The 20,370-nt window shown below is 66.1% G+C and carries 21 protein-coding genes; 13 read left to right on the top strand and 8 right to left on the bottom strand.

Going from position 1 to position 20,370, the window contains the following annotated elements; genetic code table 11:
- Nucleotides 1-88: 88 nt before the first annotated feature.
- Both Q9R39_RS14040 and Q9R39_RS14035 read left to right on the top strand, forming a co-directional pair.
- The gene (locus Q9R39_RS14040) at nt 89-325 is read left to right on the top strand and encodes a hypothetical protein (RefSeq protein WP_058253477.1); all 237 of its coding nucleotides are present in this window, start codon (nt 89-91) and stop codon (nt 323-325) included.
- A gap of 210 nt (nt 326-535) precedes the next feature.
- Entirely contained in the window at nt 536-1,147 is a 612-nt protein-coding gene (locus Q9R39_RS14035; protein ID WP_058253478.1) for an AAA family ATPase, read from the top strand.
- 203 nt (nt 1,148-1,350) lie between these two features.
- Here Q9R39_RS14035 and Q9R39_RS14030 read toward each other — a convergent pair whose 3' ends face one another.
- Nucleotides 1,351-1,800 carry a GNAT family N-acetyltransferase gene (locus tag Q9R39_RS14030; RefSeq protein ID WP_078114049.1) on the bottom strand — a complete coding sequence of 150 codons (450 nt, stop codon included), beginning with the start codon at nt 1,798-1,800 and terminating at the stop codon, nt 1,351-1,353.
- A 168-nt stretch (nt 1,801-1,968) separates the two neighbouring features.
- On the opposite strand from Q9R39_RS14030, the gene Q9R39_RS14025 reads away from it, so the two are divergent.
- Nucleotides 1,969-2,262, top strand: a complete 294-nt coding sequence (locus tag Q9R39_RS14025) for a hypothetical protein (protein WP_058253479.1) — start codon at nt 1,969-1,971, stop codon at nt 2,260-2,262.
- 14 nt (nt 2,263-2,276) lie between these two features.
- Here the strand turns inward: Q9R39_RS14025 and Q9R39_RS14020 are convergent, their stop codons facing one another.
- Nucleotides 2,277-2,792 carry a MarR family winged helix-turn-helix transcriptional regulator gene (locus Q9R39_RS14020; protein WP_078114055.1) on the bottom strand — a complete coding sequence of 172 codons (516 nt, stop codon included), beginning with the start codon at nt 2,790-2,792 and terminating at the stop codon, nt 2,277-2,279.
- Between the two features lie 41 nt (nt 2,793-2,833).
- On the opposite strand from Q9R39_RS14020, the gene Q9R39_RS14015 reads away from it, so the two are divergent.
- Both Q9R39_RS14015 and Q9R39_RS14010 read left to right on the top strand, forming a co-directional pair.
- Nucleotides 2,834-4,975, top strand: coding sequence for an MMPL family transporter (locus Q9R39_RS14015; RefSeq protein ID WP_396275672.1), 2,142 nt, complete (start codon nt 2,834-2,836; stop codon nt 4,973-4,975).
- 120 nt (nt 4,976-5,095) lie between these two features.
- Entirely contained in the window at nt 5,096-6,796 is a 1,701-nt protein-coding gene (locus tag Q9R39_RS14010) for a plasmid pRiA4b ORF-3 family protein (RefSeq protein ID WP_311277657.1), read from the top strand.
- A 12-nt stretch (nt 6,797-6,808) separates the two neighbouring features.
- Here Q9R39_RS14010 and Q9R39_RS14005 read toward each other — a convergent pair whose 3' ends face one another.
- Together Q9R39_RS14005 and Q9R39_RS14000 are read right to left on the bottom strand one after the other, a co-directional pair.
- Nucleotides 6,809-7,357, bottom strand: a complete 549-nt coding sequence (locus Q9R39_RS14005) for an ester cyclase (RefSeq protein ID WP_311277656.1) — start codon at nt 7,355-7,357, stop codon at nt 6,809-6,811.
- Between the two features lie 130 nt (nt 7,358-7,487).
- Complete coding sequence (locus Q9R39_RS14000; protein WP_058253483.1) at nt 7,488-8,660, bottom strand: acetyl-CoA C-acyltransferase; 1,173 nt, start codon at nt 8,658-8,660, stop codon at nt 7,488-7,490.
- Between the two features lie 124 nt (nt 8,661-8,784).
- Here Q9R39_RS14000 and Q9R39_RS13995 point away from each other — a divergent pair, with 124 nt between their 5' ends.
- The 3 genes from Q9R39_RS13995 to Q9R39_RS13985 all read left to right on the top strand — a co-directional run bounded on the left by Q9R39_RS13995 (nt 8,785) and on the right by Q9R39_RS13985 (nt 10,724).
- Entirely contained in the window at nt 8,785-9,258 is a 474-nt protein-coding gene (locus tag Q9R39_RS13995; protein ID WP_211539505.1) for a helix-turn-helix domain-containing protein, read from the top strand.
- Nucleotides 9,259-9,283: 25 nt separating this feature from the next.
- Nucleotides 9,284-9,811, top strand: a complete 528-nt coding sequence (locus Q9R39_RS13990; protein WP_311277655.1) for a putative immunity protein — start codon at nt 9,284-9,286, stop codon at nt 9,809-9,811.
- Nucleotides 9,812-9,977: 166 nt separating this feature from the next.
- Complete coding sequence (locus Q9R39_RS13985) at nt 9,978-10,724, top strand: MBL fold metallo-hydrolase (RefSeq protein WP_311277654.1); 747 nt, start codon at nt 9,978-9,980, stop codon at nt 10,722-10,724.
- Between the two features lie 111 nt (nt 10,725-10,835).
- Here Q9R39_RS13985 and Q9R39_RS13980 read toward each other — a convergent pair whose 3' ends face one another.
- Nucleotides 10,836-12,212, bottom strand: a complete 1,377-nt coding sequence (locus Q9R39_RS13980) for an NAD-dependent succinate-semialdehyde dehydrogenase (protein ID WP_311277653.1) — start codon at nt 12,210-12,212, stop codon at nt 10,836-10,838.
- Nucleotides 12,213-12,461: 249 nt separating this feature from the next.
- Here Q9R39_RS13980 and Q9R39_RS13975 point away from each other — a divergent pair, with 249 nt between their 5' ends.
- The 4 genes from Q9R39_RS13975 (at nt 12,462) to Q9R39_RS13960 (ending at nt 16,966) form a co-directional block, all read left to right on the top strand.
- On the top strand, nt 12,462-13,457 hold the full coding sequence (locus Q9R39_RS13975) for an alpha/beta hydrolase family protein (protein ID WP_058253487.1): 996 nt from the start codon (nt 12,462-12,464) through the stop codon (nt 13,455-13,457).
- A 565-nt stretch (nt 13,458-14,022) separates the two neighbouring features.
- A complete protein-coding gene (locus tag Q9R39_RS13970; RefSeq protein WP_231742623.1) occupies nt 14,023-14,280 on the top strand; it encodes a hypothetical protein in 258 nt (85 codons plus the stop codon).
- A gap of 184 nt (nt 14,281-14,464) precedes the next feature.
- On the top strand, nt 14,465-15,817 hold the full coding sequence (gene gdhA / locus Q9R39_RS13965) for an NADP-specific glutamate dehydrogenase (protein WP_311277664.1): 1,353 nt from the start codon (nt 14,465-14,467) through the stop codon (nt 15,815-15,817).
- Between the two features lie 66 nt (nt 15,818-15,883).
- Nucleotides 15,884-16,966 (top strand): MerR family transcriptional regulator, encoded by a 1,083-nt coding sequence (locus Q9R39_RS13960; RefSeq protein WP_311277652.1) that lies wholly within the window; start codon nt 15,884-15,886, stop codon nt 16,964-16,966.
- A 69-nt stretch (nt 16,967-17,035) separates the two neighbouring features.
- On the opposite strand, the gene Q9R39_RS13955 is transcribed toward Q9R39_RS13960, so the two are convergent.
- Together Q9R39_RS13955 and Q9R39_RS13950 are read right to left on the bottom strand one after the other, a co-directional pair.
- The gene (locus Q9R39_RS13955; RefSeq protein ID WP_058253491.1) at nt 17,036-17,719 is read right to left on the bottom strand and encodes a DNA alkylation repair protein; all 684 of its coding nucleotides are present in this window, start codon (nt 17,717-17,719) and stop codon (nt 17,036-17,038) included.
- A gap of 63 nt (nt 17,720-17,782) precedes the next feature.
- The gene (locus tag Q9R39_RS13950; RefSeq protein ID WP_058253492.1) at nt 17,783-18,082 is read right to left on the bottom strand and encodes a putative quinol monooxygenase; all 300 of its coding nucleotides are present in this window, start codon (nt 18,080-18,082) and stop codon (nt 17,783-17,785) included.
- A 160-nt stretch (nt 18,083-18,242) separates the two neighbouring features.
- On the opposite strand from Q9R39_RS13950, the gene Q9R39_RS13945 reads away from it, so the two are divergent.
- Nucleotides 18,243-19,913, top strand: a complete 1,671-nt coding sequence (locus tag Q9R39_RS13945) for an alkaline phosphatase D family protein (protein ID WP_311277651.1) — start codon at nt 18,243-18,245, stop codon at nt 19,911-19,913.
- Here the strand turns inward: Q9R39_RS13945 and Q9R39_RS13940 are convergent.
- Nucleotides 19,910-20,347, bottom strand: coding sequence for a VOC family protein (locus Q9R39_RS13940; RefSeq protein WP_311277650.1), 438 nt, complete (start codon nt 20,345-20,347; stop codon nt 19,910-19,912). The genes Q9R39_RS13945 and Q9R39_RS13940 overlap by 4 nt on opposite strands.
- Nucleotides 20,348-20,370 lie beyond the last annotated feature (23 nt).

Raw genomic sequence — 20,370 nt, 5'->3', positions numbered from 1 at the left:
TTTCGACGGAGACACCGCCAAACACCTGCGTAACCTGTCGCGGAGACGGCAGTCGGACAGACCTCGACGTCGCTATCAAGGAGGAGCATTGCCGCGCATCACGCTCGGAACGGTCTTGATGTTCGTCGCGATCGGAACCACCATCGTCACCGCGTTACTCGGGGCGCCGGATTGGCTGACCGTCGTCGTAGCCGCGTTGCTCTTCGTGCTCGCCCTGGTGCTCCCGATCGTCAGGCGACGGCGGCTCCGATTCCTCTGGCGGAAGCTCGGGTGGCGGCGACTAGTGGGTCGACCACCCGGTCCATTGCGAGACGTCGACGAATAGCTGGTCCACTCCCCCGCACCTCCTCACGGCGACCTGGCTCTACGGTCCCGACGCCGACGAGTGGCCTGGCACCAGTGAAGTGCGGGTGCGCCTCTCCCCCGGCCAGGCAGGCGGCACCGAGGATCGGAGGCACGAATCCTGACCGGCGGACCGACATCGCCCCTGACCGCTTCACCGGAAGCGCGGCCCACCTGTCGGTAACCTCACGTCATGTTGATCTGGATCAACGGCGCCTTCGGCGTCGGTAAGACACAGACCGCACACGAGCTTCACCGCCGGCTGACTGCGTCGCACGTGGCCGATCCCGAACTCCTCGGATTCGCGATGCACAAGATGCTGCCGCCCGCCCGGCGCGACGATTTTCAGGACCTACCGCAGTGGCGCACGGGCGTCACCCAAACCCTCTTGGATGCCGAACAATCAAGCGACTGCCCGGTGATAGTTCCCATGACGCTCGTCGACGCTGAGTACTTCGACGAGATCGTCGGTGGACTCAAAGAGCATGGCGCCGATGTCAGGCACTACACCCTGACCGCTTCCGTCGAAGTGATCCATCGACGTCTCAGAGCCCGCCTTGCTCACCGTCTCGGCCCCATCCTCGGCGCCGATGAGACCTGGGCGATGAAACAGACTGGGAGGTGCGTCGCCCGGCTTGGCGAGGACCGATTCGCAAGCCATGTGCCAGCAGACGAACGCAGTGTCGACCAGGTTGTCGAGCACATCGCCGACGATGCCGGACTCGAACTCTCCCGTCCCCGTTTGTCTTCGGCGCGGTATCAGCTGCGTAGGGCAGCAGTCGCAGTTCGACACATCCGAACGTGAGCCGTCACTCGTACGCGAGTCTTCTAAAGGCCTCGACTGGCAGTAATGACGGTGAATAAGTTAGGGCAGCAGTCGCAGTTCGACACATCCGAACGTGAGCCGTCACTCGTACGCGAGTCTTCTAATGGCCTCGAATGGCAGTGGTGACGGTGAACAAGTTCTGCACCCGCGATGCGCCCGGCTCTGCGGCGCGAACCTACGTGTCACGGGACCCCGGCGCGCCGAAAGTGCAGCAACGGGAACGGCTGGCCGTCGGAATCCACCGGCGAGCGGCCCACCTGCTCGAACCCCCTGCGCCGATAGAACTCCGCGGCGCCCGGGTTCTGTTCGTTGACGTCGAGTTCGTCGACGCCGCCGTGCGCGACCGCGTGATCGAGAAGCACCGTGCCGATGCCCCGCCCGTGGGCGGCCGAATCGACGAACAGCATCTCGAGCCGATTCTCTGCGGTTCCGCTGAAGCCGACGACCACTCCGTCGGCCTCCGCGACGACCAACTCGACCGCCGGAAAGTAGTCTCGTGCGAGTCGATCCGCGTAGCCGTCGATGTCGGCGGAAGTCAGGAAGTGATGCGTAGCCTCGACCGCCGAACGCCACACGGCCACGAGGCGGTCCGTGTCGGCGTCGTCGGCCTGCCGAAGTCTCACCTCAGCCACGGGTCGCCGAACGAGTGTTGGCCCAGCAGGTCGGTGTATGCACGATCGGCACAGTAGTGCGCGCCGGCGTCGAAGGACAACGGTGTTGTGATCTGCCGCAAACCCCGGCGTCGACGTTCGCGGCGGATATCGTGATCACGACACAATCCGCAGGGCGAGGGGTAGCACGTGCTCGAGATCCATGGTCTGTCGAATGAAACGGTCGTGCTCGATGGCGAGTGGTTCGAGAAACTCCGCGGCGGCACGTCCAAGACCCGGTTACCGGCGGCATCGTTCGTCTCCGCGGAGGTCACCGAGACCGACCGACGGAGGAAGCTGTTCGGCGGTGAACGCGAACAGCTCCTCCAGGTGACCCTCACCTTCTCGCGCCCGCCGTTCGTCGGGCTGATGACGTCGGCGGAGAACCGGGCGAAGGTCGACGCGCTCGTCGCCGGACTCGAAGCGGCCCGCGACGCGGGTTGAGCACCGACGCGACGCTATGACGGCCCCGAGCTCCGATCCTGTTGCACGCGAATCAGTTCGAGCAACAATCGACGGAGTTGCGGTTCTGACGCGCCGATGGACGCGATCAGCGCCGGGTCGGTTCGCTCCCGTTCGAGCAATGCGCGGTAGACCTCGGCACCGGCCGGAGTCGCGCTCACATGCTTTCGCCGCTCGTCGTCGGGATCGACCTGACGCCGTACGTAACCCATTCGTTCCAGTCGCTCGATGGTGCGGCTCGCAGTTTGATCGGTCACCCTGGCCTTCTTGGCGACCTCGCGCTGGGTGGCCGGTCCCGTGCTCACCACATGGAGGACGACGAGTCCGGCGCTCGAGATGTCGTACTCCCGCAGTACCGCCTCCCAGGCGTGCTCGACGAGCCGTGCCGCCACCGACAGCAGCCGACCGGTCGGCCACCCGTCCATCCCGTCGTTCCCGTCGTTCACCTTGTCCTGCCGATTCTCTACGTCACACCGCGCAGACTTGCAATTGTTCAGCCTGCTGAACATCATGGTGCTCACGCACTCCACCCGCAACCGACGAACGGAAGCCCGTGAACCCACCCACCTCTGCTCGACGAGTCAGTCGCTTGCGATGGATTCTGCCAGCCCTCTTGGTTATCGGATGGCTGGCCCTGGGTTCTGTCGGCGGACCGTTCGCCGGAAAACTCGGTGACGTACAGGCGAACGACAACACGTCGTTCCTGCCCGCGTCCGCCGAAGCCACCGAGGTCTCCCGCCTGGAAGCCGACTTCGTGGACTCCTCCGAGATCCCGGCCGTCGTGGTGGCCGAACGTACGAGCGGCATCACCGAGGCCGACCTCGCGTTCGTGTCCGAGGCGGTGGGCAAGGTCGCCGGCTCGGACGGGATCTCCGAGCGAACGTCTCCGCCGATCCGCTCGCAGGATGGTCAGGCGATCCAGATGATCGTGCCCGTCGACTCCTCCGGGGAGATCTCGGAAAGCATCGAGGCTCTGCGTGCGGAACTCGCGAACGGCCCGCCCGAGGGACTGTCGGTGTATGTGACCGGACCCGCAGGCATCGCGGGCGACCTCACCGAGGCATTCGGCGGGATCGACGGCCTGCTGCTACTGGTTGCCGGCGCGGTCGTCATCCTGATCCTCATCGTGGTGTACCGCAGTCCGATCCTCCCGTTCGTCGTGATCGTGTCCGCCGTGTTCGCGCTGGGGCTCGCCAGCCTGCTGGTCTACGTGCTCGCGTCGAACGACGTGCTCACCCTCAACGGCCAGAGCCAGGGCATCCTCTTCATCCTCGTGTTCGGTGCGGCGACGGACTACGCCCTGCTCCTGGTGTCCCGCTATCGAGAAGAACTACGGCTGACCGCCGACAAGTACGACGCCATGCGGGCCGCGTGGCGCGCGACCCTCGAACCGGTCGCCGCCTCCGCCGGCACGGTCATCGCCGGTGTGCTGTGCCTCCTGCTGTCGGATCTGAACTCCAACCGCGGTCTCGGCCCCGTTGCCGCGATCGGCATCGCGGCATCGTTCCTGGCGTCGATGACGTTCCTCCCCGCGGCGCTGACCCTGCTCGGACGCAGTGCTTTCTGGCCGAAGCGACCGGTCGTCGACCCGGCGTCGGCGCAACGTGACGACAGCAGCAATCATCGCTTCTGGGGCGCCCTGGCGAACCGGATCGGACGGCACCCCCGCCGCTTCTGGGTGGCCACGACGTTGCTACTCGTGCTCTTCGCGCTGTTCCTCCCCCAGTTCAAGGCCGACGGGGTCGCGCAGTCCGACACCTTCCTCGTAGCAGTGGAGTCGCAGGAGGGCCAAGAAGTCCTCACCGCCCACTTCGACGCCGGGGACGGTTCACCCGCGGTCATCATCGCCGACGCCGCATCGCTGCAGCAGGTGCAGAACACGGCGGCGAATGTCGACGGCGTCGCCGAGGTCGTCCCGGTCACCGATCCGAGCGGCGCCCCCAAGACCGTCGACGGACGAGTCGCTCTGCAGGCGACCCTGACCGATCCGGCCGATTCCCTGGCCGCCGAGGAGACCATCGAGCGTCTTCGCGACGCGGTGGGGAACGTCAACGGCGCCGACGCGCTCGTGGGTGGTCCGACGGCGGTCGACCTCGACACCAAGACGACGGCCATCCACGACCGGAACCTGATCATCCCGATCGTCAGCATCGTCGTGCTGCTCATCCTGTGCGCGCTGCTCCGGGCGATCGTCGCCCCGATCCTCCTGATGGCCACCGTCATCCTGAGTTTCGCGGCCACACTGGGAATTTCGTCGATCGTGTTCAACCACATCCTCGGATTCCCCGGCGCCGACCCGGTCGTGCCGCTGTTCGCGTTCGTCTTCCTGGTCGCGCTGGGCATCGACTACAACATCTTCCTGATGACCCGCGTCCGCGAGGAAGCACTGCAGATCGGTACGCGCCGAGGTGTTCTCCGCGGGCTCACGGTCACCGGCGGAGTCATCACCTCGGCCGGCGTGATCCTCGCGGCGACGTTCTCCGCCCTGGCGGTCATCCCGCTGATCTTCCTGGCGCAGATCGCGTTCATCGTCGCCTTCGGCGTCCTCCTCGACGCGTTGATCGTCCGGACCCTGCTCGTCCCGGCGCTCGTCTACGACATCGGCCGTCCCGTGTGGTGGCCCAGCGCGCTGGCGAAGAAGGAGGACATGCCGGAAGAGAAGGAACCGGTGGAGCAGGGACCGGGTGAGCGCTGAGGACATCTGGAACCTCCGAATCGAACGGTCCCGGCACCTCAAAGCCGGGGCCGTTCGAGTGCTGTCGGCACCAGAAATCGGCCTGGCTGTCGGACGCGCCAGCGCATAGGATCGACGCCGATGAGCCGGAAGAACAAGCAATCCCGCGGCGCCAAGCGGACCGAGAAGGCGAAGAAGCGGGCTGCCCGCCGAAACAGCAACGTGATCCCGATCCGGGGTCGCGACACCTCGGAGATGGGCGTCCTGTTGCGCGAGTTCGAACGATGGCTGCCCAGCGAGGAATTCGAAGACGATCCGGACAAGCAGGCAGCCATCGTCGACGCCGTCAGAGCGCTGGACTTTGCCGTCGGCTACGCATTGCCAGACCATCGGCCCACCGAGTGGTCGCTCGATGAGGTCGATGCGGCAATCGACTTCGCCGAGTACATGGAAGAGGAAGAGGACGACGCCTTACCGGCAAGCATCGCGGTCTTCGCACTGCGCCTGTTCATCGATTTCCTCGTCACCACTTCCAGGTGGACAGGAGCCATCAGCGCCGATGTCGTGATGGGGGCTTGCCAGGGATACCTCCTCGACTCCATGGGCGGGCTGAAGGTCGAGGTCGACGACATCGACAGCTCCGCCGAGCGCGATGCACTGGAAGCGGTTCGGGTTTTGCAGCGGCTCGATGTGTTGATGGACTGGATCGGTTACAAACGGCCGGTGACGCCGAGTGGGTGGCTCAAGCCGGCACTGCTTCCGGACCTTCTGCAGGCCCTTCAGATCGAGCAACCGTCAGCAGCACTCAAGGCAATGAAACATCATCGCGTTCTTGCCGAGATCTGGGAGCTCGCCCGGGATGCCCAGTTGATCGCAATTACTCCATCCCATGTCTACCCGGGCCCGGCGGCCGCGTCCTGGCGTGGACCACAGTCGCTGACGACGCGACGCAGCACGCTGGCTGCGGCCGTCGGCAGGGCGTTGACCTCTGATTCGAGTGCAAAGGCACAGTTTGTGGACGGTATCGTCGCGCGCGTCGTATACCAGGGGCTGACGATCATGCCGTTTGCCGCCGATCGCTTCGCCGCCCTGCGCGATGACGGGCTGATCTCACCGGAGATTCCCAAGGCTCATTCTCGCGTCGAGCACATCATCGAGGACGGGTGGCTCGTCCTCAACGAGGACGGTGACTACGTCGTCCCCGAGGGGTTGCGACCCGCGGTGTGGGACGGATTTCCGGAACGTCACAATCCGGAGAGCGGGGGCGAGGCGACCATGATCACGGTGCGCGTCGAACTCGCCGGCGTACGACCCAGAGTCTGGCGACGGATTCGAATTCTCGCGCTGGTTCCATTGAACGAACTCCATGAAGTGCTCCAAGCTGCTTTCGCCTGGGACGACGCGCATCTCTACGCCTTCACGACGTCGTGTTCTGGCCACGAGCACCGGTACCTGTCCGACGAAGCGATGGACACCGCACGGGTCGACCGGTACACGGAGTCTGTCTTCGACTCGACCCTGGGCGAGCTGGTCGACGAACCCGGCGACGTGGTGACCTACGAGTACGACTTCGGCGACGGCTGGGAAGTGAGCATTGTCGTCGAGGCATTCGCGCCGATGAACGACGACGAACCGCCGGTGACGTTCATCGACGGTGGTGGAACCGCCCCGTTCGAAGATGTCGGCGGAGTGCCTGGATGGGCGGACTTCATCGAGGCGGTCAACGATCAGACGCACCCTCGCCATCTGGAGCTACGCGAGTGGGCGGGCATGTCACCTGATTCTGCCTTCGACCCGACGTCTTTCGACAACGATGCGGCGAGGCGCCGCCTGGGGGTGTGATCAACAGCGGCGTCAGGCCGACGCTGCGGACCGAGAGGTTCGACGACGGACAGCAGCGCCGATGACCGTGATCGGGTGATTGAGCAGCGTGGCGATCCGGCCGGCGAGGGTGTTCGGATCCCGCGCGACCCCGAGCTGCATGAACATTTCCAGACGGTCGAAGTAGGCGCGCTCCGCAACCAGATCTGAGCCCGCGAAGGTGAACACCGCGACGATCGGGAGGTCGAGTGACCGACCGGTCGGAGCGAGTCCGCGATAGGTTCCCAGATGTGTTCCGCGAACTCGCGTCTCACAGATGACTCGATCGTCGTGATGACACAGCGTCCCCGGTTCGACATCGAAATGCATGTCCGGCAATGCGGTGAACAGTTCGAGACACGAGGCCGACACCGCGTCGTGGCCATCGGCGATCTCACCGGGCAACTCGGTACGTGCCGCGCCGTCTTTGAACGTCGCCAGCGTGGCACCGACGTCGTGCCGATTCTCGGCCTCGAGATGCGCCAGAACGGTAGCCTCCCGCGTCGCGACGAGCGCTACTGCATTCGGGTCGGTTGGGTTCATGAGGTCCCCGCAGTCATCGGCCCCGCTCCGAACAGCGGGTATGCGCAATCACGGTACCGGGCGGACGCAACGTGTGCGACCGAGATACACCGAATGGACGACGAGCACGTCCGCCCGGACCGCCGACGGCTCAGCCGAGTCGCTCGTAGATCGTCGCGTTGGCCAATCCGCCTGCCTCACACATCGTTTGCAGGAGGTAACGACCGCCGCGCTGTTCCAGCGCGTTCAGTCCCGTGGTCGCGAGGCGGGCACCGCTGGCACCCAGCGGGTGGCCGAGCGCGATCGCACCGCCGTTGACGTTCACTCGATCCACGTCCACCCCGAACTCCCGCGACCACGCCAGTACCACCGGCGCGAACGCCTCGTTCACCTCGAACAGGTCGATGTCCTCGACTCGCAAACCACTGCGTAACAGTGCCTTCCGCGTCGCCGGGATGATGCCGGTGAGCATCAGGAGTGGGTCGTCACCGGCGACCGCGATGGTGTGCACACGAGCGCGCGGACGCAGACCGAGTTCGGCGGCCTTCTCCTCGCTCATCAGCAGCACCGCCGACGACCCGTCGCTGATCTGACTCGCACTCGCCGCGGTGATCCGCCAGTCGATCTCGGGGAACCGGTTCGCGATCGCCTCGTCGTAGTAGGCCGGTCGCAGCCGGGCGAGGTCGTCGAGGTTGCCCCCGAGCCGGATGCCCTCGTCCGACGTCAGCCCCGCGATGGGGGCGAGTTCGTCGTCGAAGAGTCCGTTCTTGGTGGCGGTGGCGGCGAGATCGTGTGACCGCAGCGAGAATTCGTCGATCTCGCGTCGCGAGATGTCCCAGCGGGCGGCGATCAGTTCCGCCGAGATCCCCTGACCCACGAGGCCCTGCGGGTATCGTTCGCCGAACGCCCGTCCGTTGAGATCGGCGGTACCGGCAACGGCCGAGCCCATCGGGATACGGGACATCGATTCGACACCCGCGGCGACCGCGATGTCGTACGTGCCCGCGATGATGCCCTGCGCGGCGAACGCGATGGCCTGTTGCCCGCTTCCGCATTGGCGGTCGACGGAGACCCCCGGCACGGATTCGGGGTAGCCGGCGGCCAGGAGCGCGCGCCGCGCGATGTTGAAACTCTGCTCCCCCACCTGACTGACGACACCGGTGATCACGTCGTCGACGAGTTCGGGATCGACACCCGAACGGTCCACGACTGCTCGGAGACTGTGCGCGAGGAGGTCGACGGGATGAACGTCATGGAGGGCGCCGGTGGGCTTGCCCTTGCCGATGGGTGTGCGAACAGCGTCGACGATGACCGCAGATCTCATGACTGATCCTCCGTCAGTGTGCGGATCGGAACGCAACCCGATCCGGATGATGGCTGACTTTTGTCTACCAAAGTCAGGTCTACGCTCTGGCTATGGTCTTGTCAAGTCAGGGTAGGCTGGGGGCATGATGCACCTGAAGGGCCCGCTGGCCGAACGCGACAGCTGGGAGGCGAGCGGCTGCTCGATCGCGAAGGCGATCGACCTGGTGGGCACCCGGTCGGCGATCCTCATCCTGCGGGAGGCCTTCTACGGCGCCACCAGGTTCGATCAGTTCAGCCGGCGGGTCGGGATCAGCGACGCGGTCGCGTCGGCCCGCCTGCGCGAACTCACCGAGGCCGGGATCTTCACCAAGGTCCCCTACCGCGACGCCGGGCAGCGCGAACGGTTCGAGTATCAGCTCACCGACATGGGCCGCGATCTGTTTCCTGTGGTGATGTCGTTGATGCAGTGGGGCAACGACCATCTGCAGCCCGACGGCCCGCCGCTCACCGTCACCGACCGAGCCCAGGCGCCCGTACGCGTGGGCGTCGTCGCCGAACCCACCGCGGTTCTCACACCCGAGGACGTCGAGGTGCGAATTGCCCGGCGCGGCCGTTGAGTCCGCGGCCGGCAGAGAGGTCGCGATGATCCTCCCCACAGTGTTCGACCCCCGCCTGGTCACCATCCGTCGTGGCGGGACGCTCACCGACGCCGATCACCACTTGCTGGCGCTCTGGGCGGCACGGTGTGCGGAGCACGTTCTGCCCTTGTTCGAGTCGGCACGGCCGGATGACGCTCGCCCCAGGGAGGCAATCGCGGCGGTCCGCGCGTGGACCCGGGGCGAACTGGCGATGATGGAGTCGCGCGCCGCCGGCGGACACGCCATGGGTGCCGCCCGCGATCTACGTGGCGCACCGCGGTTCGCCGCCTACGCCGCCGGGCAAGCGGCGGTGACCGCGCACGTCGCATCGCACGACCTCGGTGCCGCGGCGTACGCGATCAAGGCAGTCCGGTCCGCACACGGGGTCGACGCGGGTAGACACGAATGCGCTTGGCAGCGAGAACATCTCCCTGTTCGGGTACGCGAGTTGGTGCTCGACGACCAACGTGCCCGCAATGACCTGTGCTGGCAGGTCTTCATCGACGATCGACATCAGGTCGGCGATCGGTGATTCGCGTTCACCGGGGTGTTCCTGTTACTGTCGCAGTCACGCTCCTGCGGTGCTGTAACCCGCATGTCGAGCCAGAGGCCGGGGTGATTACAGAAACCCCCGGTCTTGTCCAAACTTCTACGGTCGTCCCGGTTTGCTGCCGCGACCACCGGGTACGCGTCTCGTCATGACCTTCCATCGTGACGTCGTCCCCGGCATCCACTGGCTCGAGTACGCCTACACGAATCAGTACCTGATCGAGGACCAGGACCGGCTGATCCTCGTCGACTGTGGACTCCCCCGTTCGTACGAACCCCTCGTCAAGGCCATCCGGGAACTCGGCCGTGACACCGATGCCGTGACCGACCTGATCATCACGCATGGTCATTTCGATCACGTCGGCACCGCGCGCCGCCTGGCGCGCGAGTGGCGGATCCCGGTCCACGTCCATCGCGACGATGCGTGGCTGGCGTCCCATCCCTACCGCTACGCGCATCAGAACGCGACCAGATTCGGAGTGCCCCTTCGTCATCCGCGTTCGCTACGCCTGCTCGGACACATGGCGGCGGCCGGTGCGTTCACGGTGCGCGGCGTCGATCACCTGGATGTGACGCCTTTCGGCGATGATGCCCTGCTCCCCGGTGGCGCGCAGGTGGTGCCGACTCCCGGTCACACCTACGGCCATGTGTCGCTGCACTTTCCATTGCGCGACGCGGTCATCGCCGGCGACGCGCTCGTCACCCTCGATCCGTACACCGCGGCGACCGGCCCGCGCATGATCGCCGGTTCCGCAACCGCCGACCTCGATCGCAATCGGGCGTCGCTCGACGCGCTGGCAGCGACGGACGCGAAGTCTCTGCTTCCCGGGCACGGGGTGCCGTGGCATCACGGGGTGGCCGTCGCGGTCGACCGGGCGCGTCAGACCAACGGCTGACACGTCGGACAGCCGGCCGCCGGATCGCGAGCCGGAACAGCGAGACGGGCCGGACAGCGAGACGGGCCGACGCTTCCGCATCGGCCCGTCCGGCCATCGCCGATCGCCCGCCTACTCGGAGGCGGTGCGACGCAGCTTGGTGTTGACGAACTCGCCCATGCCCCAGCGCCCGAGTTCGCGACCGTAGCCGGACCGCTTCACCCCGCCGAACGGAAGGCCGGGCAGCGTGGTGCCGTGTTCGTTGACATACGCCATGCCGACTTCGAGTTGGTCGGCGACCTCCTCGGCCTTGCCGATGTTGCCGCTCCACACCGAGCCGCTCAAACCGAACTCGACATCGTTGGCGAGCGCCACAGCATCCTCCGGGGATGACACCCTGTAGACCATTGCGACGGGCCCGAAGATCTCCTCGGAGTAGGCGTCCATGTCCGGGGTGATGTCCGTCAGCACAGTGGGTTCGAAGAAGGCTCCGTCGCGCTCCAGCGGCTTCCCACCCGTCCGCAGGGTGGCGCCCTGTTTCACCGCGGTCTCGACCTGTTCGGCCACGGTGTCGCGCGCCGACAGGGACGACAGCGGACCCATCTGAGTGGAATCGTCGGACGGATCACCGACCACCGTCGACTCGAACTGCTTGACCACACCGTCGACGAAGTCGTCGTACAACTCGTCGAGAACGATGAACCGTTTCGGCGAGTTGCACGCCTGGCCCGCGTTCGACAGCCGTGCGCCCGCCGCGATCTTCGTCGTGCGTTCCATGTCGGCGGAGTCGAGCAGGATGAACGGGTCCGAACCGCCGAGCTCGAGCACGGACTTCTTCAGGTTCTCCGCTGCAACCTTCGCCACGGCTGCACCCGCCTTCTCACTGCCGGTGAGCGATACACCTCGTATCGCGTTGTGCGCAAGCAGGTCTGCGATCTGATCACTGCTCGCGTACACATTGATGTACGCGTCGGCAGGGACACCCGCGTCGTGCAGGATCTCAGCCATCAGCGCCGACGACGCCGCGCAGATCGACGCATGCTTGAGAATGACGGTGTTGCCGGCCAACAGGTTCGGCGCGACGAAACGTGCGACCTGGTAGTAGGGGTAGTTCCACGGCATCACGCCCACCAGTGGTCCGATCGGCGCGACCTGCACGATCGACGCGTCCGCGCCCTGCGGGTCGAGGGCCTCGGTCTCGAGCAGATCCGGTCCGTGTTCGGCGTACCAGCGATAGATGTCCGCGGCCAGCTGGACCTCTCCCGCCGCCTCCTTGGCGGGTTTGCCCATCTCGGTCGTGATGACGGCCGCGAGCTCATCGGCTCGCCTCTCGTACTCGTCAGCGGTCCGGGAGAGAGTTGCGGCCCGTTCGGATGCCTCGGTCGCTCGCCACTCCTGGTATGCCGCGAGTGACCGTTCGGCCACGCCGGCCACCTCGTCGTCCTTCAGTCCGGGAAATTCCCGTTCGGTCGTACCGGTGGTCGGATTCGCGGTGACATATGTGCCCACCAGAGCACCTACCTTCCTCTGTCGTGTGAATCCCGACTGTCCACAGCCCGGGATCATTCGGGTACCCGGGTCCCTGTACGCAAAACCTCGGTCGTCGGCGCGCTTCGGTCACACGGCGGCCCCAGACCTGCTCTAATGGGTCCGCGGTCCGTGTCCGGACCCGTGATCGACCGACACGCGGCGAATGCCGGACGTCGACCTGGGGGTGGGTCGCCGGTCGTGACGGCAGTGTCCGAGGGGGAACGAAGAGTGTCACGCTGGCAGCGAGCCGCAGGGCTCGGTTGTGCATTTCTGATCGCGGTCGTCGCGAGCGTCTCGACGGGTCAGCCGGCGGGGGCGACTCCACCGAGGCTCGGCGACTCGGCGCGGATCCTTGCGGTGTCCTCGGAGACGGCGACACGCACGACGATGACCGTGTATTCCGCCGCCATGAAGCGGCCCGTTCGGGTGAGCGTGCTCGCCCCCCGCGAGCGGACCGGCCCACGGCCGACCGTGTACCTCCTCGACGGCATCGACGGTGGGGTCTACACCAGCTACACGCAGAGCGGGTGGACCTTCCAGACCGACATCGCGCGCTTCGTCGCCGACAAGAAGGTCAACGTGGTTCTGCCCATCGGGGGTACGGGCTCGTACTACACCGACTGGCGCCGAATCGATCCCGTCCTGGGTCGGAACATGTGGGAGACCTTCTTGACCGAGGAACTCCCTCCGCTGGTCGACGGACGCTTCCGGGGCAACGGACGGAACGTGATCGGCGGGCTGTCGATGGGGGCGCTGGGCGCGATGTCCATCGCGGTCCGCAACCCGGATCTCTACCGGGGTGTGGTCGCCTTCAGCGGGTGCCTCGATCAAGGGTCGCCGGAGTTCCGGCAGGCGACCGCCACATCGGTCACGACGAGGGGTGGGAACCCGGAGAACATGTGGGGCCCGCTCGATCACGACAACTGGGATGCCCACAATCCCGCCGGTCACGTGTCCGCGCTACGCGGTAAGCCCGTGTATGTAGCGGTCGGCAACGGTCTGCCCGACCCGGCCCTCGGGCTGGCCGGGCTGGCCTCACCCGTCGGAGGCGTGCTCGAGGGCATCGTCGCCCGATGCACCGAGAGCTTCAAGCGTCGCGCAGACCGAGCCGGGGTCGACATCACCTACGACTTCCGTGCCGGTCTCCACTCGTGGGGTTACTGGAACCAGGATCTGCACCGAGCCTGGCCCACGATCGCCCGGGCACTGAAAAGCGCGGGCTGACGCGAGCGTCGGCGTCAACGCGCGCTCTTCCTCTTCCGAATCAACGAGACATCCTCGAGTGCCCGTTTTCGCTCACGACGTTCCTTGAGTTCTTGCCGCCGCTTTTTCGAGCTCGAATTCTTTTCCGCCATTTCTCCTCGAATCGGTCGTGGTCTACAGCGGGTCGATCCCGCTCTCGTCGTGACCATAGCCCAGAAACGACAGAAGTCCAGCCCGTCCGATCTGGTGCCGACTTGCCGACTTCATACGTTGTCACACAGTACTTTTCATTTACTGTGCGCCTGCGAAATGCGCCGGACTGGCTTTTATTTTTTTCTGGGCTAGAGTCCATGGCACCGGTCGCAGATGGCCGGTAGCAGCGAAAGGAAGAGTGGCCGTGAAAGCGGTTGTGATGGAGTGCCGAATACGCGTGTGTGGCTCCCCCGGTCGGGTCAGAGAATTCGTCAAGCAAGCGTCGACTCGCGCGCACGACGCCTTTCCCCACCCCGCCAGGTGTTCGGTTGTCGTCGAGGAGTCGGAGTCGTTGCTCCTCCGACGGCAATGGCACCGCGAGAACGACGTGGACGTGTTCGGAGTACCCGAGGGGCGGGATGTGTGCTGCGGTTTCGCGGACTCGTCCGGACGACTGACCGTCGCGAGACTCGAGAGCCTGTCACGCGACATCCTGGCCCACCTCGAACTGGATCCGTGGGTGTCCGACGACACCGAGTCGGTGCCTTGGATCCTGACGCTCACCACTGGTGCCGATCCGACGTCCAGGCATGAGATCGTGACCCGACATCCGTCGCTCCAGGTGCGACGACCTGTTCTGGCCCGCGCGTGATCCGCGCATAGCGGTGCCCGACCGGACTGCTCCGCAGGTGAGCGGGTCCGACCACCTCACTGCGGACACACCGCGGTCGTCGTCCGTCGGACCGGTCTGCGGTCGAATTCCTGTCACTCGATAGGGTGCGGGTGGCGGCGTGCTCACCTGGGCACGTCGCCGTCCCACACCTACGGAGAAGGAAGTGGTCGCCATCGTGCTCGACGAGAAGATCAGCGATCTGTACGCGCAGGTTGTTGCGCGGAACCCTGGGGAGGCCGAGTTCCACCAGGCCGTCCGGGAGGTCTTCGACAGTCTGGGTCCGGTCTTGGCGAAACATCCCCACTACGCGGACGCCGGGATCATCAAGAGACTGACGGAGCCCGAGCGCCAGATCATCTTCCGAGTGCCGGTCGACGACCAGGGACAGGTGCAGATCAACCGCGGGTTCCGGGTCGAGTTCAATTCCGCACTCGGTCCCTACAAGGGCGGCCTTCGATTCCACCCGAGCGTCTACCTGGGCGTGGTCAAGTTCCTCGGGTTCGAGCAGATCTTCAAGAACGCACTGACCGGGCTCCCGATCGGCGGCGGCAAAGGCGGCGCCGACTTCGATCCCAAGGGACGCTCCGACGCGGAGATCATGCGGTTCTGCCAGTCGTTCATGACCGAGCTCTACCGTCACATCGGCGAGTACACCGATGTGCCCGCGGGTGACACCGGCGTCGGCGGTCGGGAGATCGGTTATCTCTTCGGCCAGTACAAGCGCATCACCAACCGTTACGAGTCCGGCGTGCTCACCGGCAAGGGACTCGCCTGGGGTGGGTCGCAGGTCCGCACCGAGGCGACCGGGTACGGCGTGGTGTTCTTCGTCCGCGAGATGCTCGCCGCGGCCGGCGACGACCTCGACGGCAAGACCGTGGTGGTCTCGGGCTCGGGCAATGTGGCGATCTACGCCATCGAGAAGGTGCAACAACTCGGCGGTCGCGTGATCGCGTGCTCGGACTCCGGGGGCTACGTCGTCGATGATGCCGGTATCGACCTCGAACTGCTCAAGGAAATCAAAAACGTTCGGCGCGGCCGTATCTCGGATTACGCCGACGCCCGCCGCGGGTCCGCCCGTCACGTCGACACCGGATCGATGTGGAGTGTGCCCACCGACATCGCCATCCCCTGCGCGACGCAGAACGAACTGAACGGGGTCGACGCCACTCAACTGGCGAAGAACGGATGTCGCATCGTCGCCGAGGGCGCGAACATGCCCAGCACCCCCGAGGCGGTGCGCATCTTCGCCGACGCCGGCGTCGGCTTCGCCCCGGGCAAGGCCGCGAACGCGGGCGGCGTCGCCACGAGCGCACTCGAGATGCAGCAGAACGCTTCTCGGGATTCGTGGACGTTCGCGCACACCGAGGACCGATTGTCGGAGATCATGACGGCCATCCATGACCACTGCCTGCACACGGCAGACGAATACGGGGCGCCGGGCAACTACGCGACCGGTGCCAATATCGCGGCGTTCACTCGCGTGGCCGACGCGATGCTCGCACTCGGTCTCATCTGACCCGATTCGGACGCCGACTCGCTTCCTCTTGACCTTCAGGTTGGTCGAAGCCGGATGATCTGCGATATGCCCTCCGTTCCCGAAGTCAGCGAACTCGTCCCGATCGGCGCGTTCGCGCAACGCACCGGTTTGACCGCGTCCGCGCTGCGGTTCTACGACGACTCGGGGTTGCTCACCCCGGCCGCCGTCGACGCGTCGACCGGATATCGCCAGTACAGCGCGTCGCAGGAGCGGCACGCGATCGCACTCCGGCGACTCCGCGAGATCGGGATGTCGCTCGCCGACATCCGCACGGTCCTCGCCGCCGAGCCGGGTACCGCCGGCGGACTGATCGACGAGCACGTGCGGACCGTCGCAGCCGATGCCGATCGGATTCGGCGCGAGGCCAGGACGATCAAGATGTCGATCGCCGCGGAGTCGACGACCATGCTCGCCACTGTGCGTGGTCCGATCCTGGCAGCCGCGCTCGGCCAGGTGCTCACCGCGGCCGCCCGTGACGCGGCCCATCCCGTCCTGGACGCTGTCGAACTCCGGCTGGAAGACGGGGCCGTGACCCTGACCTCGACAGACCGCTACCGGCTCTCTTCCCGGTCGCTACCGACCGTCGAGCCGTGCGGCACCCGGTGGTCGGGAACGCTGTGTGCGGCCGACCTCCGTGATGGTCTGTCCGACCTGGCACGGGGCGGCGTCGTCGTCATCGACGCCGTGGCCGGCGCAGTTCGATTCCGGCTCGACGGTCGGGACGATCTATGGTGCCGCCTACTCGACGGGCCGTTTCCCGCGCACCTGGTGATGATCGAAGCCCTGCCCACGGTGACCATGCGTGCGAGTGTCGCGAAAACCGCTGTGTTGCAATCGTTGGAGCGCTGTGCAACCGACCGGGTGCACCTGGACTTCACGTCGGCGGCGCTCACACTGAGCGACGCCTCGTCGGCACAACTCGCCGTCGTGCCAGCCGAGACCTGCGGCCCCCCGATCGCACTGTGGTTCGAGGTCTCGACGCTCTACCCCGCGGTCCATGTGTCGATCGGGGCCGAGATGATGATCGACGTCCGCAATCGGGACCTCCCGATGACGATTCGGTCCGCAGACGGCGGCGACCTCACCACGGTCGTCATGCCGGTTTCCCACAGCCGCCACAATGACTGAGCAGCAGAGGATCCCCGGGAGTGTCGGGATCCGACGCCTGAGCGACGGGGCAACGAGCTGCCGCTCAGGTCACGACGATCGACGCCGTACCATCTCGGCGATCCAGACCGGCGCATACGGCGAAGTACAGCCCGGGGAGGTCGGGTAATCCTCCAGCACTCGCAACCGCTGACCGATGTCGATTGCACGGGAACGGAAGTCGGGATTCTCGATGCCGATGGTCGCCAGGCATGTGTTCATCGCCCACTGCAGGCGTGGCGGTGCGTTCCCCATGTCGGACTCGATGGTGTCGAGCAACCCGGCCGTGTCGAGGTCACCGGGCTTCTTGACCACTCGATCAGCGGTCAGGGCCCATCCCGCCGCGGCGACACCGGGCTCGGCGTCGGCCATCCACGACCTCCGCAACTCCTCGGCATGCGGACTCTTCTTGACGACGTAGTTGACGAGCCAATCGTGGACCTTCGGCCGGTCGACCTCGCGGATCATCGTGTCGAGCTGCGCGGGGTCGAACGCCCGCGGGCGACAGATCAACAGTGCGAGCAGACGCGGCGCGGTGTCGCCCGTCGCCCACAGCTCTGCGGAAAGTTCGGGCTGCGTTCGCAGTCGTTTCGCGATCGCCCTGAGCTTCGTGAGATTGACCCCGTGGTCGTCGCCGTGTTTCTCGTTGACCGCTCGGATCCGCGGGTCGTCGAGACTGCGGAGCTCGCCGAGGACGTCGGCGAGAGTCTGTTGGATGTCGGACATTCCGGTCATGATCCCCTCTGGAAGTGCGCACACAGCCTACGACGCTCGATGTCGCCGCGGGTTGTGTGCTCATCAATCCGGAGGGCCCGCCAGTATCCGCACGTCGGCGACGTCGTACTCGGCAACGAACGCCGACCGGATCGCCCGTGACTGGTCCTCGCCGACCCCGTCGCCACGGAAAGCCTCGACCGCCGACTGCGAGTCCCAGCGCTCGAAGATGTTGATCCGGCCGGGGTCCATCGAGTCCGCGGAGATTGCGAAATCGAGACACCCCGGTGCCCGACGGGCGGCACCGACCACCTCGTCGCAGCCGGCGATGTACGCCGCGCGCTGGTCCGGGTCCACTCGCAGACTGCCGGCAACGATCACCATTGGTTGCTCCTCCATCGATACTCCGGTGCACCGGTGTCCCGGCGCGAGACGTCACCGCTATGGTGAGGGCGACAGGAGTGCAGACCGGCACGACCCGGCGAACTCATCGCTCACGATCGACGTGGCCGCGCGACGCTGCGCCACGGCCTACTCTGATCGAATGGCTTTGGTTCTGGGTCCGATCCTCCGGCACGTCGACGAAACCTCCGCGCTGATCTGGGTGCAGACCGACGAACCCGGCGAGGTCGAAGTCCTCGGCTGTGCGACCCGGACGTTCGAGGTGTCCGGTCACCACTACGCGCTGGTCGAGGTCAGCGGCCTGGTGCCCGACACGGTCTCCGAGTATCAGGTCCGCGTCAACGGCGCCCTCGAGTGGCCCCTCCCGGACACCGAGTTCCCGCCCAGCGTGATCCGGACCCGGGGGCCGGACACCGCGGACCGGCACCGGTTCGTCTTCGGGTCCTGCCGGTATCCGCGGGCCGAGGACCCCAAGCTCGACGAGAAGCTCGGACTCGACGCATTGGACTGCTACGCGGTCCGAATGCGCCACCTCCCGGTGGAGGAGTGGCCGGACACCCTCATTCTGCTCGGCGACCAGGTGTACGCGGACGAGCTGACCCCGCAGGTGAAGGAGTCGCTGGAGTCGAGCCGGGCCTCGACCGCCGGACCGTCCGACGAGGTCGTCGACTTCGAGGAGTACGAGGGACTGTATCGGCACACCTGGGGAGACCCCGAGATCCGATGGATCCTCTCTACGGTGCCGACGGCCATGATCTTCGACGATCACGACATCCGTGATGACTGGAACACCTCGGACACCTGGCGTCGGCAGATGAGTGAGAAGCCGTGGTGGCAGGACCGGATCCGCGCCGGCCTCGCGTCCTACTGGGTGTATCAGCACCTCGGCAACCTCTCCCCCGCCGAACTCGCCGAGTCCGAGGACTACCGCCGCGTCCGCGAGATCGACGGTGACTGCTGGCCCCACCTGATCGAGGTCGCGGATCGTGCCGACCGGGAAACCGACGGAACCAAGGGTGTCCGGTTCAGTTTCCGGTGGAACCTGGGCAACACCAGGCTGGTCATGATCGACTCCCGCAACGGTCGCATCCTGTCCGACGGAACGCGAAAGATGCTGAGCGACAACGAATTCTATTGGGTTGAGAGCCAGGTCGACGACGACATCGAGCGACTCGACCACCTGGTCCTGGGTTCATCACTGCCGTGGTTGCTCCCGCCGGTCATCGGTGATGCGGAGACTGTGAACGAGATCGGCGCCCGGCGGCCGGGCCGTCGTGGACAGCTGGCCGAGAAGATCCGGCAGGGGGCCGACCTCGAGCACTGGCCGGCCTTCTTCGATTCCTTCGTCCGGCTCAGCGAGATGATCCGACAGGTTGCGGCGCGCGACCCCGGGCCCGCGACGGTCAGCGTGCTGTCCGGCGACGTCCACCACAGCTATGCCGCGCGTGCGACTTTCCCGGACACAACGAGCGCCGACGTCCACCAGCTCGTGTGTTCGCCGGTGCACAACGCGATCCCGCCGTACATCAAGGCGGTTTTCCGGCTGGGGTGGTCGAATCGGCTCGCCGCGGTCGTCCGGCGCTGGGCGCGTCGTGGTGGCTCGCCCGAACTGCCCGTCGCCTGGCGAAACACCCTGGGCCCGCTGTTCGGCAACACCATCGCGACGCTCTCGGTTCAGGGACGCTTCGCCGAGGTCACTTTCGAGCAGCCCGACCTGGACGGGACCCTGGGTAGAGCCGGAAATATCTGTCTGACATCGGAATTCGTGGCAACAGAGCGCACATGGCGCGCATTGTTGCTACGAAATCCCTAGTCCAGACAGAACTCGTTGCCCTCGGGGTCGCGCATCACGATGTGCCCCTCGCCGAGCGGAGGTGCGGGGTCGTGTCGTTCGCCCCGGGTCGCACCGAGTCCGACGAGCCGGTCGGCTTCGGCCTCGAGGGCGCGCATCCGGTCGTCGCCACTCAGACCAGGGGCAGCACGGACGTCGAGGTGCACCCGGTTCTTCGCCGTCTTGCCCTCGGGTACGCGTTGGAAGAACAACCGTGGCCTGCGCTCCTCCGGGTCGATCACGGCCGAGGCGTCGTTCCGACGCTCCGGAGGCACCCCGAATGCGTCGAGCGCCGCCTCCCAGCTGTCGAATCCGGTAGGCGGGTCCTGGAGCCCGTAACCGAGCACCTCGGCCCAGAATGCGGACAGCGCAGCCGGGTCACCACAGTCGAAGGTCAGTTGAAAGTCGGTTGTCATGCGTCCACTGTGCGACACGACGA

Origin of the sequence: Gordonia sp. AC31, assembly GCF_031844505.1 — a bacterium.
GTDB classification, from domain to species: domain Bacteria; phylum Actinomycetota; class Actinomycetes; order Mycobacteriales; family Mycobacteriaceae; genus Gordonia; species Gordonia hongkongensis.
This window is presented reverse-complemented; position numbering and strand designations above follow the sequence as displayed.

Bases quoted from the DNA above. Each gene is read 5' to 3' on its own strand.
- Q9R39_RS14035 (WP_058253478.1), top strand. From the start codon at position 536: ATGTTGATCTGGATCAACGGCGCCTTCGGCGTCGGTAAGACACAGACC.
- Q9R39_RS14020 (WP_078114055.1), bottom strand. From the start codon at position 2,792: ATGATGTTCAGCAGGCTGAACAATTGCAAGTCTGCGCGGTGTGACGTA.
- Q9R39_RS14010 (WP_311277657.1), top strand. From the start codon at position 5,096: ATGAGCCGGAAGAACAAGCAATCCCGCGGCGCCAAGCGGACCGAGAAG.
- Q9R39_RS14005 (WP_311277656.1), bottom strand. From the start codon at position 7,357: ATGAACCCAACCGACCCGAATGCAGTAGCGCTCGTCGCGACGCGGGAG.
- Q9R39_RS14000 (WP_058253483.1), bottom strand. From the start codon at position 8,660: ATGAGATCTGCGGTCATCGTCGACGCTGTTCGCACACCCATCGGCAAG.
- Q9R39_RS13995 (WP_211539505.1), top strand. From the start codon at position 8,785: ATGATGCACCTGAAGGGCCCGCTGGCCGAACGCGACAGCTGGGAGGCG.
- Q9R39_RS13990 (WP_311277655.1), top strand. From the start codon at position 9,284: ATGATCCTCCCCACAGTGTTCGACCCCCGCCTGGTCACCATCCGTCGT.
- Q9R39_RS13985 (WP_311277654.1), top strand. From the start codon at position 9,978: ATGACCTTCCATCGTGACGTCGTCCCCGGCATCCACTGGCTCGAGTAC.
- Q9R39_RS13960 (WP_311277652.1), top strand. From the start codon at position 15,884: ATGCCCTCCGTTCCCGAAGTCAGCGAACTCGTCCCGATCGGCGCGTTC.
- Q9R39_RS13955 (WP_058253491.1), bottom strand. From the start codon at position 17,719: ATGACCGGAATGTCCGACATCCAACAGACTCTCGCCGACGTCCTCGGC.
- Q9R39_RS13950 (WP_058253492.1), bottom strand. From the start codon at position 18,082: ATGGTGATCGTTGCCGGCAGTCTGCGAGTGGACCCGGACCAGCGCGCG.
- Q9R39_RS13945 (WP_311277651.1), top strand. From the start codon at position 18,243: ATGGCTTTGGTTCTGGGTCCGATCCTCCGGCACGTCGACGAAACCTCC.
- Q9R39_RS13940 (WP_311277650.1), bottom strand. From the start codon at position 20,347: ATGACAACCGACTTTCAACTGACCTTCGACTGTGGTGACCCGGCTGCG.